The organism is Pseudomonas sp. 1L-E-NC-VB-C3, assembly GCF_057291535.1.
In genome coordinates, this window is sequence record NZ_JBXAWD010000014.1 from 49,563 (window position 1) to 62,712 (window position 13,150).

Sequence of the window (13,150 nt, forward strand, 5' to 3'; positions counted from 1 at the left end):
TAAATAGACCAAAATCACGTCCTAATTTGAGGTTCTTATTATGCAAAGCGTTCTCGCCGATATGGCTGTCAGTGTCTCTGAACTGAAGAAAAATCCTACTGCCGTGTTGAACGGTGCACATGGGGGGGCCGTCGCTGTCCTCAACCACAATCGCGTCATGGGCTATATGGTGCCGGCCGAAGTTTATGAAGCAATGATGGAGCGGCTTGATGATCTTGAGCTGGCTGACATTGTTCGTTCCCGCCTCCACGAAACGCCCATTTCGGTAAGCCTGGATGACTTATAAGCTTGAGTTTCTGCCGTCTGCGCACAAAGAGTGGAACAAGCTGGGTCATACGTTGCGGGAGCAGTTCAAAAAGAAGCTGGGTGAGAGGCTGAAGCTTCCCAGAATCCCGGCTGACGCCCTCCACAGCATGCCCGACTGCTACAAAATCAAACTCAAAGCCTCGGGATATCGATTGGTTTACCAAGTCATCGACGAACGAGTCGTGGTTTCCGTGCTAGCGGTTGGCAAGCGCGAACGCAGCAGCGTTTACGATGCTGCCAGGAACCGTTGAACGAGCCCCCGCTTCATTCAAGTGGCCGATGTTTGTCGATGAGATTCTTGAGTGACCGGACTGGGCCACCAAAGTGCGGGATCAGTTGATGTATCGTCTGGCATGAGGCGCAGCATGTAAAAAAAATTGCGCGAAAAGGCTCAGATGTAAAAAAAACCTCCTTACTGTAAAAAAAATTTCGTTTTGTCCGTCGCATTAGATTTTTTCTTCGAAAAATTACAAATCCAACTCGTGGTACGCCTCGGCCAAGCGTAGGGAGATTTGTTTCAAAACTTGACTGAAATTCCCCTCCAATGCGATATTGATAGTTAGCAAACTAACAGTGTCCGTTATCCCGTGTCCGATTCCCTCGACAGTCTCCAGATGAACATCAGCAGCGCCATGGTGGTGGCCGCCCGGCATTGGCGGAAGATCTGCCAGACCACGCTGGTCAACTATGGAATTTCCGAAGCCTGCGCCGTGCCCTTGTTGATGATCGGGCGTTTGGGCGAGGGCGTGCGTCAGGTGCAAGTCGCCCAGGCTGCGGGGATGGAGAGTCCTTCGCTGGTGCGTTTGCTCGATCAGCTGTGCCACGCCGGTTACGTCTGTCGCACCGAAGATGCCCAGGATCGCCGGGCCAAGTGCCTGAGCCTGACCGATACCGGCCGCGAGCTGGTGCAAGCGGTGGAGGCCGAGCTGGTGCGCTTGCGGCATGAGGTGCTGGAAGGCATCGAGCGCAGCGATCTGGAAGCTACGCTTCGGGTACTCAGGGCTTTTGAGGCGGCGAGTTCGCCTGTGGTGGTCAATTCTTGAACGGTTTTTTCACTGGCATGCCGCCGGCCCGTGACTGGTTTTACGGGGTCCGTACTTTTGCCGCGTCGATGATTGCGCTGTACATCGCCTTGCTCATGCAAATGCCGCGTCCGTATTGGGCGATGGCCACGGTGTACATCGTCTCCAGCCCGTTTCTCGGCCCGACCAGCTCCAAAGCGCTGTACCGCGCGGCCGGTACATTTCTCGGCGCAGCGGCGGCGGTGCTGTTCGTGCCGATGTTCGTGCAGAGCCCGTATGTGCTCGTGGTGGTGATCGCGTTGTGGACCGGCATTCTGCTGTTCATGTCCCTGCATCTGCGCACCGCCAACAGTTATGCGCTGATGCTGGCCGGTTACACCTTGCCGCTGATTGCCCTGCCGGTGGTCGATAATCCGCTGGCGGTGTGGGACGTGGCCGAGGCGCGTACCGAAGAGATTTTCCTTGGCATCGCCGTCGCTGCGGTGGTCGGTGCGATGTTCTGGCCGCGACGCCTGGCGCCGGTGTTCAATGATGCCGTGAGCAAATGGTTCGCCGATGCGACGAGCTACAGCCTGAAGTTTCTCAGCCGCGATGTGCAGCCGGAAGAGGTCACCGCGCTGCGCATGGCCATGGTCGCCAATTTCAACAGCCTCGAGTTGATGATCGGCCAGTTGCCCCACGAAGGCGCGCGGCCACAAACCGTGCGTAACACCAAGGAACTGCGCGGCCGGATGATTCACCTGTTGCCAGTGATCGATGCCCTAGAGGATTCGCTGTACGCCCTCGAACGCCGCACCCCGGAACTGGTGGAGAAATTCCAGCCATTGCTGACTGCGACCCGGGAATGGCTGGACCACGCAGACGCCAATCTCGAGCGCTGGCAAGCACTGAGAGATCAACTCGACGCGTTGCAACCGAGCGCCGAAGCGCTGGAGGAGCGCAAACAGTTGCTGTTCTCCAATGCGATCTACCGCCTCGGTGAATTCATCGATCTGTGGCAGGACTGCCGCAGCCTGCAGGATGCGATTCTTTGCGAGCGCCAGGACAGCTGGCGCGCGGTGTACCGGCACTGGCGCCTGGGCCGGTTGACGCCGTTCATCGATCGCGGGCTGATGCTCTACTCGGTGACCTCGACCATTCTGGCGATCATCGTTGCTTCGGTGCTGTGGATCCTGCTCGGCTGGCCTGACGGCGGCAGCGCGGTGATCCTGGCAGCGGTGGCGTGCAGCTTCTTTGCCTCGATGGACGACCCGGCGCCGCAGATTTACCGGTTCTTTTTCTGGACCGGGATGTCGGTGCTGTTCGCCAGTCTTTATCTGTTCCTGATTCTGCCCAACCTGCACGATTTCCCGATGCTCGTGCTGGCGTTTGCCGTGCCGTTCATTTGCATCGGTACGCTGACCGTGCAGCCGCGTTTCTACCTCGGCATGCTGCTGACGCTGGTCAATACCTCGTCGTTCATCAGTATTCAGGGTGCCTACGACGCGGACTTTTTCGCCTTCGCCAACTCCAATCTGGCTGGACCGCTGGGGCTGTTGTTCGCCTTCATCTGGACGCTGGTGGCGCGGCCATTCGGTGCCGAACTGGCGGCCAAGCGTCTGACCCGATTCAGCTGGAAAGACATCGTCAGCATGACCGAGCCGGCCAGCCTCGCCGAGCATCGGCAGTTGGGCGTGCAGCTGCTCGATCGGCTGATGCAGCACCTGCCGCGTCTGGCCCTGACAGGTCAGGACACCGGCATCGCCATGCGCGAAGTGCGTGTCGGTCTGAATATGCTCGATCTGCTTGCCTACACCCCGCGCGTCACCGGCGTGCCAAATGCCCTGCTGCGACAAGTGGTGGGCGAGGTTGGCGAATATTTCCGTGCCTGCCTCAAAGCCGACGAACGCCTGCCGGCGCCAAGCGGTCTGCTGATGACCCTCGATCGCACGCGCCGAGCGCTGAACGGCCAGGGTGACGATGAAACCCGTCTGCACCTGTTGCACGCCTTGAGCGGTCTGCGTCTGGCCTTGCTGCCCGGCGTCGAGTTCGTCTCCAGCGCCGAGCCCGAAGAACCGCTGCCCGATGGAGCGCCCCTATGATCGGTGATCTGGATATCAGCGGCATCTTCCTGCCGACCCTGCTGGTGCTGATGGGCATCACTTACGTGCTGTTTTTGTTGGTGCATGGCGTGCTGCAACGCCTGCACTTTTACCGTCTGGTCTGGCACCGGGCATTGTTCAACGTGGCGCTCTATGCCGTGCTGCTGTACGGCGTGGACTCACTCAGTCGATACCTGATGACATGAAAAAACCGTTTCTGACCATCGGTCGCGTGGTTCTGACCCTGCTGATCGTGACTTTTGCCGTTGTCCTCGTCTGGCGCATGGTGATGTATTACATGTTCGCGCCGTGGACCCGCGACGGCCACATTCGTGCCGACATCATCCAGATCGCTCCGGACGTGTCCGGGCTGATCCAGCAGGTCGAGGTAAAGGACAACCAGTTGATCAAGCGCGGTCAGGTGCTGTTCAGCATCGACCAGGATCGCTTCAAACTGGCTCTGCGCCAGGCCAAGGCCGCCGTTGCCGATCGCGAAGAAACCCTCGCCCAGGCGCAGCGTGAAGCCAAGCGTAACCGTGGCCTCGGCAACCTGGTGCCGGCCGAACAACTGGAAGAAAGCCAGTCGCGCGTCGCCCGTGCGCAGTCGGCATTGGCCGAAGCCTTGGTGGCGGTCGACAGTGCGCAGCTCAACCTCGATCGCTCGGTGATCCGCAGCCCGGTCGATGGTTACGTCAACGACCGCGCGCCGCGTCCGCAGGAATTCGTCACCGCCGGGCGCCCGGTGTTGTCGGTGGTCGACAGCAACTCCTTTCACATCGACGGCTATTTTGAAGAAACCAAACTCGACGGCATCCACGTCGGGCAATCGGTGGATATCCGCGTGATCGGCGACCGCGCCAGGTTGCGCGGGCATGTCGAAAGTATCGTCGCCGGCATCGAAGACCGCGACCGCACCAGCGGCAGCAACCTGCTGCCCAACGTCAACCCGGCGTTCAGTTGGGTGCGCCTGGCGCAGCGGATTCCGGTGCGCATCGCATTCGATGATGTACCGGCCGACTTCCGCATGATTGCCGGGCGTACCGCCACTGTGTCGATCATCGACGATCAGCATGAGGAGCCGCAGCCATGAGCAGGGCCTGGTTGATCGCCGGGTTGGGCATGATGCTCTCGGCCTGTCAGATGGTCGGCCCGGATTATCAGGTGCCCGCCGACGCGGCGGTGCAGCGCAAGGATATTCAGGGTGAGCTGGCAGTCGCCGGCAAACCGGTGGTCTCGGCGCCGGTGCCAGCGGACTGGTGGCGGCTGTATAAAGACCCGCGCCTCGATCAACTGGTACAGCAGGCCATGGCTTCCAACACCGATTTGCGTGTAGCGGCGGCGAACCTGTCGCGGGCGCGCGCTCAGGTGGATGAAGCCGAGGCCGCTGGCGGCTGGAGCGGCGGGGTGAAAATGGGTGCGCAACGTTTGCAGGAGTCCGGTCAGGCGTTCCTGCTGCCGGAAAAAGTCCCGGTGGCCAACATCGCCGATATCGGCATCAGCGCTTCGTATCAGTTCGACCTGTGGGGCACCTTGCAGCGCGGCATCGAAGCGGCCAAAGCCAATGCCGATGCTACTCAGGCCGCAGCCGACACTGCGCGTATTACCTTGGTGGCGGACGTGGTTCGTGCTTACACCCAGGTCTGCGCAGCCAACGAAGAGCGGGAAATCGCCGAGCATTCTCTCGACCTGCAATCGCAGAGCACCACGCTGATCCAGCGTCTACGTGACGCCGGGCGTGGTGACGAGACCCAGGTCACCCGTTCGCAGACCCAATTCAAATCCCTGCGCGCCGACTTGCCGCGTTATGAAGCGGCGCGTCAGGCCGGGCTGTTCCGTCTGTCGATGCTGCTGGCCAAACCGGTCGAGCAGTTGCCGGCAGGTACCGCCAGTTGCGCCGAGTTGCCGAAGATCGCGCAATTGGTGCCGGTCGGTGACGGCGCTGCGCTGCTCAAGCGCCGCCCGGATATTCGTCAGGCCGAGCGGCGTCTTGCTGCGGCAACCGCCGGCATCGGCATCGCCACCGGTGAGCTGTACCCGGACATCAGCATCGGCGCGACCATCGGCACCGTCGGCATCATTGATGACCTTGGCGACCCGTCGACCAACCGCTGGGGCTTCGGCCCGTCGCTGAGCTGGAAAGTACCGACCAACGGCGCCCGCGCGCGCATCCGTGAAGCCGAGGCCAACACTCAAGGCGCGCTGGCGCATTTTGACGGCGTGGTGCTCAACGCGATCCGCGAGACGCAGACCGGTCTGGCCCAGTACAGCGCCTTGCTGCAACGCCGCGATGCCCTAGCCGAAGCCGAACAGTCGGCCAAGCTCGCCGCCGAGCAGACGCACCGCTTCTTCCAGGCCGGCCGCGAGTCGTTCCTCGCCGACCTGCAGGCAACCCGCACCTACACCGATGTCACCGCGCAACTGGCCGCCGCCAACACCCAGGTCGCAATGAGCCAGATCGATTTGTTCCTCGCCCTGGGCGGTGGCTGGGAAAGCGGACGAACGAACACCTCGAGCGCCAGCAAACCCTGAGGCCGTTGCTATGCTTTGAAGTGTTGGAGGGGCGCCCCATGCCAAGCGCTCCTGCAATGCACATTGCTCGTGCTGGCCCAGGGGAAACCAATAATGAAAAACCCTTACGCTCTCGGCTTCTGGTGCGCTCTGGTCGCACTGGTGCTGCTCTCGGCCACGTATTTCTACGGGATCATGCTGGCCCACCAGATCGACACGGCAATGGTTTTCCTCGACAGCGCCGTTGCGTTGATCGCGGTGATGGCGATCGTCGTCGTCGCGTGGACCTCGATTCAGCTGCAACGGGTCAAGAAGCGCCAGCTCGAACGGGGCAGGATGCTCGTCCTGATCTGGGACACCAAAGTCGCCCTGCGCCGGGTCGAAACCGTGTTCGACCGCTACTTCTGGGGTAGCTATTGGCAGCCCGGGCGAACCTTCGCCGAAGTCATGGGCGAGCTCACCGGCACGCCGCTGGAAAAAAGCCTCGAAGCGCTGAAGAAGCAATGCCTGGAACTCGACAAGCAGATCGCCGATGACGGCTGGCACTGGCTGAGCAACGCCCGCGAGCTGTCCGACGTCGCCACGGCCATGGCTCGTGAACGCTATCAACTGGATTTCTGCGATGTGCGGGCGGATACCACCGGCGGAGCGGTGATCGATCGTGACTTCGAAGTGCTGGTGTATACCTGGACCGCGCGGCTGAAGAGCTTTGATCATCAGCTGGATGAAATCGAGGTTCAGTATTCCTGAAATCAAAAGATCGCAGCCTTCGGCAGCTCCTACAGGACAATCGGATTGCAAATGTAGGAGCTGCCGAAGGCTGCGATCTTTTTGCTCTCCCAAGTGTCCATAGACACTCTTTAACCTTTAAACATTGGGCCGTCGCCCGCGCCCGGTGCTAATCTCCATCGCTTAATTGCGCACAGTCGAGCCGCGACCCGATCCCGGGTTCAAGGAAGACGACTTCATCCACAGCCACGGAAACCGATCAGGTCATTCATGAATAAATCAGCAGGCGTGCTTCTCGGAATTGTTGTTGCCATCGGCGCGATCAGCGCAGGCGGGGCCTGGTACACCGGGACCAAGATCGAAGGCGTACTGAACAACGCCGTGACCAACGCCAACAAAGAGCTGCAGACCGCCATGGCCGGCTCCAACGGCACCGCGTCGCTGGAACTGGTATCGCTGGAGCGCCACACCTTCACCAGCACCGCGCACTATCGTCTCAAGGGCGAGGGCGAGATGTTCGGCGATGCGCCGGTCGAGCTGCTGTTCGTCGACCACATCGAACACGGCCCGCTGCCGTTCTCGCGCCTGGTTTCGCTGAAGTGGCTGCCGGTCATGGCCACCAGCAACTACGAGCTGGAAAAGAGCCCGTCCACGGAAAAATGGTTCGCCGCCACCAACGGCGCCGCGCCGCTCAAGGGCGTGACCAACATCGGCTACGACGAATCGACCACCAGCACCCTCAACCTGGTGCCGTTCGAAACCGCGCTGGATGAGCAGTCGAGCCTGAAGTTTTCCGGTCTGAGCATGGACATCGCCGCCAGCGCCCAGGCGCAGAAGGTCAAGGCCGACGGCTACATGGACAACCTGAAACTGGTCACCGTGTCGGAAGACCAGGCGCCGGTGCAGGTTGAGCTCAACGGTCTGACCCTGGCCAGCAACCTCGCCAAGAGCAGCTACGGCTACTACACCGGGGAAAACACCCTGGAAGTGACCAGCAGCAAAACCACCTTCGGTGCCAAGCCGATGGTGCTGGGCGTGAAGAACTTCGAAATGAAGAACCGCACCGAAGAAAGCGGCAGCAACGCCTCGGGGCGTGCCGACTACAAAATCGGCGAAGTGACGCTCAACGACAAGAAAGTCGGTTCGGCGGCCATGGCCATGAGCCTGAAGAACCTCGACATTCCGTCGACCATGTCGCTGATGCAGATCTACCAGACCAAATTGCAGCCATACGAAAAAGCTGCCGCCGAGGCCGCCGCGCAGGGTTTGCCGGCACCGGAGCTGAATCTGACCGAAGCGGAAAACGCCCAGGTCAAAGCCGATCTGCAGAAGTTGCTGGCGGCCGGCCCGCAACTGGCGCTGGAGAACCTGTCGTTCAACACCGCCAACGGTGAAAGCCGCGCCAATCTGGTGATCGACCTGACCAAGCCGCAATCGATGGATCTGCCGCCGGATCAACTCGGCAAGCAACTGATCGCGCTGCTCGACCTGAACATTCAGGTATCCAAGCCGATGCTGGTCGATCTGCTCAGCGTGCAGGCGCAACTCGATGGCCAGACTGACGCCAAAGCCATCGTCGATCAGTCCAAGGAAGCGGCGGACATGTTCGCCGGCATGGCGGTCGGCTCGCAACTGGCTGTCGCCGACGGCACCAACGTGGTGACCAAACTGCATTACGCGGCCAATCAGGTCGAATTCAACGGCCAGAAGATGACCGTCGAGCAGTTCATCGGTTTCCTCATGAGCAAGTTTGCCGGCGTCACCCAAGAGCAATAAACCCAACCGCGCCCCCCCCAGACGCCCGGCCCCTGTGTGAACAGGCGCCGGGCGTTTTGCTGTACGGATTTTGTACAGATGGACCGATTCTGAACAAATATTGCGTTGTGAAAATTCGCTCTCGCTTGCGTGCAGACTGCCTCACCAAGCTTGGCCGAAGGCTGTTTTTGTCGGCCACCGTTACGAATGGGCAAGGAGGGCATTGCGACCCGGCTGGCCATGTAAGGATGCTGACAAATGCCGCGTATTGATGGCCCTGTATTACATCGTGGTTTACGCCCTTTGTTCCGATTCGCCCTGTGCAGCCAGTTGCTCTGGCCGCTGCTGGCGTTGGCCGACACACCCTACGACGAGATGGTGCGCGATGCCCGGGCCGGGCATTACACGCCTGCGTTGACCGTGCTGCGTCAGGTGCCGCCGGGCCAGGCCAGCGAAGGCCAGATCAGCGATCATCTGCAAATCGCCAGTTGGGCCGGGCTCGATGCCGAAGTGGTCAAGGTCTATGAAACCCAAGGCCCTGACCGCGTTCTGCCGGTGCAGGCGCTGACTGCCGTTGCGCGTGCCTATCGCAACCTCAAGCGCTGGGATCAGGCCATCCAGGTGTACAACAAGGCGCTGGCGCTGGAGCCGGACAACGCCGACCTGCAACTGGGTCTCGCGCTGACTCAGGCCGATTCCGGCAAACCCGATCAGGCCGTCACCCGCGCCCAGGCGCTGGTCGCCGCCAAACCCGACGATCCGTCACGCCGTCTCGCCTTGGGCTACGCACTCGGTCGCGCCGGCAAACAGTACGACGCACTCTTCGAATACGATCAGGCCTTCATCCGCGCCGGCAACAAGCCGGAAGTTGCCCGCGAGTACGTGGTCGCCCTGCAAAAGGCCCGCCTGCCAGAACCGGCGCTGCGGCTGGCCAGTCAACGTCCCGGCCTGATTGATCCGGTGACCTTGCGCCGGCTCGAAGGTGATCTCGCCGCCGAACGCGTGCGCCTTGCCGAACTGGCCACCCGCAGCGAGAAGGAACGCTACGTCATTGCCGACCGCGCGCTGGCCGATTACGACAAATTGCTCGCAACCTGGACGCCCGACGCCACTGCTCACGACGACGTGACGCGCTGGCGCATCGACCGCATGGGCGCGCTCAAGGCGCGGGCGCGCACCGCCGACGTCATCAGCGAATATCAAAAGCTGCAAGCCGAGGGCGTGGAGATTCCGACCTATGCCCTGCGCTGGGTGGCAGCGTCTTATCTGGATCAGCGTGAGCCTGAGATTGCTACCGACCTGTATCGCCAGGTGCTTTCGGCGCCGGACGCCGATGCCGGTGATCGTCTCGAAGACACCACTGCGCTGTACTACGCCCTGCTGGAAAGCGACCGCGCCGACGAAGCACGCAAGGTCGCCGAAGACGCAGCGAAAGCCCAGCGTCCGCGCGTCGAGCTCAAAGGTCTGCCCATCGGCAACCCCAACGATGAATGGATGGACGCCCAGCAACTCGCCGCCCAGGCCGGTACCTACGGTTCCGATCTTCCGCACGGTGAAGAGCGTTTGCAGACTTTGGTCGATCAGGCGCCGGGCAACCTTGGCTTGCGTCTGGCCCAGGCCGATCTTTACCTCGCCCGACAGTGGCCGCGCCGCGCGGAAAATCAGCTCAAGGAAACCGAGAGCATGGCGCCCCGCGATGCCGGCCTGGAAGTCGCTCAGGCGCGCACCGCGATGGAGTTGCAGGAATGGCGGCAGAACGATGCGCTGGTCGACGATGTGGTCGCGCGTTATCCGGACAACCGCCAGGTGCAGCGTCTGGCTCGCGAACGGGAAGTGCATGACATGGCCGAACTGCGCGTCGAAGCCTACGGCGGCAAGGCCAACGGTGGCGGCAGCGGCGATGCCGGTGCGGTCAGCGGCAGCCGTGATTTCGGTATCCAGAGCACGCTGTACAGCCCGCCGATCAACGAAGACTGGCGTGTCTTCGCCGGGGCCGGATATGCCACCGGTGATTTCGCCGAAGGCACCGGCCACCATCGCTTCCAGCGTGTCGGCCTGGAACGGCGCACCCGTGACATGACCCTCGAAGCCGAGGTGTCGAATCACGATTACGGCTTCGGTGACAAACAAGGCGCACGCCTGGCGATAGTCCGCGACATCAACGATCACTGGCAGTACGGCGGCAGCCTCGAATACCTCTCGGCGGAAACGCCGCTGCGCGCGCTCAACAGCGACATCAAGGCCAATGGCGGCAGTGCGTTCCTGCGCTGGCGCGCCAACGAAAGCCGCGAGTGGCGCGTGTCGGTCAGCCCGTCGCACTTCAGTGATGGCAACAACCGCGTCGAAGCCTTGGTGACCGGGCGCGAGGGCATCTACACCGCGCCGAACATCCAGGTCGACGCAGGCCTGGAAGTCGGCACCAGCCACAACTCGAAATCCGACGACGTGCCCTACTTCAACCCGAAGTCGGACTTCAGCGTGATGCCGCTGGTCAACGTCAACCACGTGCTCTACCACCGCTACGAGACTTCCTGGAGCCAGCAATTCCAGGCCGGCGCGGGCACTTACAGTCAGCGCGACCACGGCACCGGCGGCATGGCGTTGCTCGGTTACGGCCAACGGTACGCCTGGAACGACGTGTTCGATGTGGGCGGCATGTTCAGTGTGATCAACCGGCCTTATGACGGTGATCGGGAAACTGATCTGCGTCTGCTTGTCGACCTCACTTTCCGCTTCTAGAAGAGTTTGAAGATGCCTTTTATCTCGCGTTTCATCCTTCTGCTGGGAGCGCTGCTGGTCAGCGCCTGCGCCCAGCAAGCCCCGGCCTTCGCGCCGCCCTCCGAGCGGCCGGTCGCGGCCAGTGAACAACCGTGGCCAAAAAACCACGTGCTCGGCATCGCCTACCACGATGTCGAAGACCGTGATCCCGATCAGGCCGTGGTGGCGGTGCGCACCGAGCGCATGATCGAGCAGCTCGCCTGGCTGCGCGAGAACGGCTACAAACCAGTGACCGTCGACCAGATCATGGCGGCACGCAAGGGCGGCCCGGAGCTGCCGGCGAGAGCGGTGTTGCTCAGTTTCGACGACGGTTACGCCAGCTTCTATACCCGCGTGTTGCCAGTGTTGCGCGCCTACAATTGGCACGCCTTGCTGGCGCCGGTCGGCACCTGGATCGACACGCCGCTCAATCAACCGGTGGATTTCGCCGGCACACCGCGTAACCGTGAGAACTTCCTGACCTGGCAGCAGATCCGCGAAATTTCCAAGTCCGGGTTGGTAGAGATCGCCGCTCACACCGATGCCAACCACAAAGGCATCCTTGGCAACCCGCAGGGCAACCTGCAACCGGCCGCCGCGACCCGGCGTTATGACCCGGTGACCAAACGCTACGAATCCGAAGCCGATTTCCAGGCGCGCATTCGCACCGACGTGAAAAACATTTCCGAGAAGATCCGCAAGGCCACCGGTTACAAACCACGCGTCTGGGTCTGGCCGTACGGCACCGCCGACGGTACCTCGCTGACCGTGGTCGGTGAGGAGGGCTATGAAATGGCCCTGACCCTGGACGACGGCCTCGACACCCTCGATAACCTGATGAGCGGGCCGCGCTTTCTGGTCGCCTCCGATCCTGATGGCGAGCATTTCGCCAACAGCATCGTCTCGGTGCAGGCCGAAGCGCCGATGCGCGTGGTGCATGTCGACCTCGACAACGTCTACGACCCGGACCCGGCCCAGCAGGACATCAACCTTGGCAAACTGGTGCAGCGCATGGCTGACCTCGGTGCCAGCACGGTGTTCCTGCAAGCCTTCGCCGATCCCAAGGGCGATGGTCTGGTGCATTCGCTGTACTTCCCCAACCGTCACTTGCCGATGCGCGCCGACCTGTTCGACCGCGTCGCCTGGCAACTGCGCACCCGTGCCCACGTGAAGGTCTTTGCGTGGATGCCGGTGCTGAGTTTCGAACTGGATTCGAAGCTGCCGCGCGTGACCCGCTGGGACCCGAAAACCGCCACCACCTCGGTCGATCCGAAACAGTACAAACGCCTGTCACCGTTCAATCCGGAAGTGCGCAAGATCATCGGTGAAATCTATGAAGATGTGGCGCGGCTGACCTCGGTCGACGGCATTCTCTACCACGACGATGCGGTGCTCTCGGATTTCGAGGACGCCAGCCCGGATGCCCTGAAGGCCTACGCCGCTCAAGGTCTGCCAGGTTCGATTGCCGCGCTGCGCGACGATCCGGCGGCGATGCAACGCTGGACGCGTTTCAAGAGCCGCTACCTGATCGACTTCACCAACGAACTGACCGCGAAAGTCCGTGCGATTCGCGGCCCGCAAGTGCTGACGGCACGCAACATCTTCGCCGAACCGATGCTCAATCCGGAGAGCGAAGCGTGGTTCGCGCAGAACCTCGATGACTACCTCGCCACCTACGACTGGACGGCGCCAATGGCCATGCCGTTGATGGAAAAACAGACGCTGGCCGAGTCCGGCCCGTGGCTGGAAGAACTGGTCGCCACAGTGAAGAAACGTCCCGGCGCGCTCAACCGCACCGTGTTCGAATTGCAGGCGCGTGACTGGAACCAGAAGGATCAGGCCGATATCGACGCCGTGCATCTGGCGGACTGGATGGGCCGGCTCAAGCGCCAGGGCGCGACCAGTTTCGGTTACTACCCGGACAACTTTCTCGACAACCTGCCAGACCTGAAAACCGTAAGGCCTGCACTCTCCAACAAATGGAATCCATAA

Annotated in this window: 11 protein-coding genes; all 11 read left to right on the plus strand. The window is 61.6% G+C overall.

The features are described 5' to 3' along the window. The first annotated feature begins 40 nt into the window (after positions 1 to 40). Entirely contained in the window at positions 41 to 286 is a 246-nt protein-coding gene (locus AC0Z5Z_RS21495) for a type II toxin-antitoxin system Phd/YefM family antitoxin (protein ID WP_041477418.1), read from the plus strand. Further along, on the plus strand, positions 276 to 557 hold the full coding sequence (locus AC0Z5Z_RS21500; RefSeq protein ID WP_071174010.1) for a type II toxin-antitoxin system RelE family toxin: 282 nt from the start codon (positions 276 to 278) through the stop codon (positions 555 to 557). The genes AC0Z5Z_RS21495 and AC0Z5Z_RS21500 overlap by 11 nt, the downstream gene beginning before the upstream one ends. Positions 558 to 920: 363 nt before the next feature. After that, positions 921 to 1,349, plus strand: a complete 429-nt coding sequence (locus AC0Z5Z_RS21505) for a MarR family winged helix-turn-helix transcriptional regulator (RefSeq protein ID WP_016772266.1) — start codon at positions 921 to 923, stop codon at positions 1,347 to 1,349. Next, complete coding sequence (locus AC0Z5Z_RS21510; RefSeq protein ID WP_150637842.1) at positions 1,346 to 3,409, plus strand: FUSC family protein; 2,064 nt, start codon at positions 1,346 to 1,348, stop codon at positions 3,407 to 3,409. Before AC0Z5Z_RS21505 ends, AC0Z5Z_RS21510 begins: the two co-directional genes overlap by 4 nt. After that, a complete protein-coding gene (locus tag AC0Z5Z_RS21515; protein WP_016772264.1) occupies positions 3,406 to 3,615 on the plus strand; it encodes a DUF1656 domain-containing protein in 210 nt (69 codons plus the stop codon). The genes AC0Z5Z_RS21510 and AC0Z5Z_RS21515 overlap by 4 nt, the downstream gene beginning before the upstream one ends. Next, the gene (locus tag AC0Z5Z_RS21520; RefSeq protein ID WP_056786955.1) at positions 3,612 to 4,499 is read left to right on the plus strand and encodes an efflux RND transporter periplasmic adaptor subunit; all 888 of its coding nucleotides are present in this window, start codon (positions 3,612 to 3,614) and stop codon (positions 4,497 to 4,499) included. The genes AC0Z5Z_RS21515 and AC0Z5Z_RS21520 overlap by 4 nt, the downstream gene beginning before the upstream one ends. Beyond that, positions 4,496 to 5,938: an efflux transporter outer membrane subunit gene (locus tag AC0Z5Z_RS21525; RefSeq protein ID WP_150742986.1), complete on the plus strand. Its 1,443-nt coding sequence runs from the start codon at positions 4,496 to 4,498 to the stop codon at positions 5,936 to 5,938. Before AC0Z5Z_RS21520 ends, AC0Z5Z_RS21525 begins: the two co-directional genes overlap by 4 nt. 93 nt (positions 5,939 to 6,031) lie before the next feature. Then, positions 6,032 to 6,667, plus strand: a complete 636-nt coding sequence (locus AC0Z5Z_RS21530; protein ID WP_150637846.1) for an NADH:ubiquinone oxidoreductase subunit N — start codon at positions 6,032 to 6,034, stop codon at positions 6,665 to 6,667. A 249-nt stretch (positions 6,668 to 6,916) separates the two neighbouring features. Beyond that, the gene (locus AC0Z5Z_RS21535) at positions 6,917 to 8,422 is read left to right on the plus strand and encodes a YdgA family protein (protein WP_016772258.1); all 1,506 of its coding nucleotides are present in this window, start codon (positions 6,917 to 6,919) and stop codon (positions 8,420 to 8,422) included. Between the two features lie 237 nt (positions 8,423 to 8,659). After that, positions 8,660 to 11,140: a poly-beta-1,6 N-acetyl-D-glucosamine export porin PgaA gene (pgaA, locus tag AC0Z5Z_RS21540; protein WP_485611610.1), complete on the plus strand. Its 2,481-nt coding sequence runs from the start codon at positions 8,660 to 8,662 to the stop codon at positions 11,138 to 11,140. Between the two features lie 12 nt (positions 11,141 to 11,152). Further along, entirely contained in the window at positions 11,153 to 13,150 is a 1,998-nt protein-coding gene (gene pgaB, locus AC0Z5Z_RS21545; protein ID WP_485611611.1) for a poly-beta-1,6-N-acetyl-D-glucosamine N-deacetylase PgaB, read from the plus strand.

Excerpts from the sequence above, each read along its gene's own strand:
- AC0Z5Z_RS21515 (WP_016772264.1), top strand. The coding sequence starts at position 3,406 with ATGATCGGTGATCTGGATATCAGCGGCATCTTCCTGCCGACCCTGCTG.
- AC0Z5Z_RS21530 (WP_150637846.1), top strand. The coding sequence starts at position 6,032 with ATGAAAAACCCTTACGCTCTCGGCTTCTGGTGCGCTCTGGTCGCACTG.
- AC0Z5Z_RS21525 (WP_150742986.1), top strand. The coding sequence starts at position 4,496 with ATGAGCAGGGCCTGGTTGATCGCCGGGTTGGGCATGATGCTCTCGGCC.
- pgaB (WP_485611611.1), top strand. The coding sequence starts at position 11,153 with ATGCCTTTTATCTCGCGTTTCATCCTTCTGCTGGGAGCGCTGCTGGTC.
- AC0Z5Z_RS21495 (WP_041477418.1), top strand. The coding sequence starts at position 41 with ATGCAAAGCGTTCTCGCCGATATGGCTGTCAGTGTCTCTGAACTGAAG.
- AC0Z5Z_RS21535 (WP_016772258.1), top strand. The coding sequence starts at position 6,917 with ATGAATAAATCAGCAGGCGTGCTTCTCGGAATTGTTGTTGCCATCGGC.
- pgaA (WP_485611610.1), top strand. The coding sequence starts at position 8,660 with ATGCCGCGTATTGATGGCCCTGTATTACATCGTGGTTTACGCCCTTTG.
- AC0Z5Z_RS21505 (WP_016772266.1), top strand. The coding sequence starts at position 921 with ATGAACATCAGCAGCGCCATGGTGGTGGCCGCCCGGCATTGGCGGAAG.
- AC0Z5Z_RS21520 (WP_056786955.1), top strand. The coding sequence starts at position 3,612 with ATGAAAAAACCGTTTCTGACCATCGGTCGCGTGGTTCTGACCCTGCTG.
- AC0Z5Z_RS21500 (WP_071174010.1), top strand. The coding sequence starts at position 276 with ATGACTTATAAGCTTGAGTTTCTGCCGTCTGCGCACAAAGAGTGGAAC.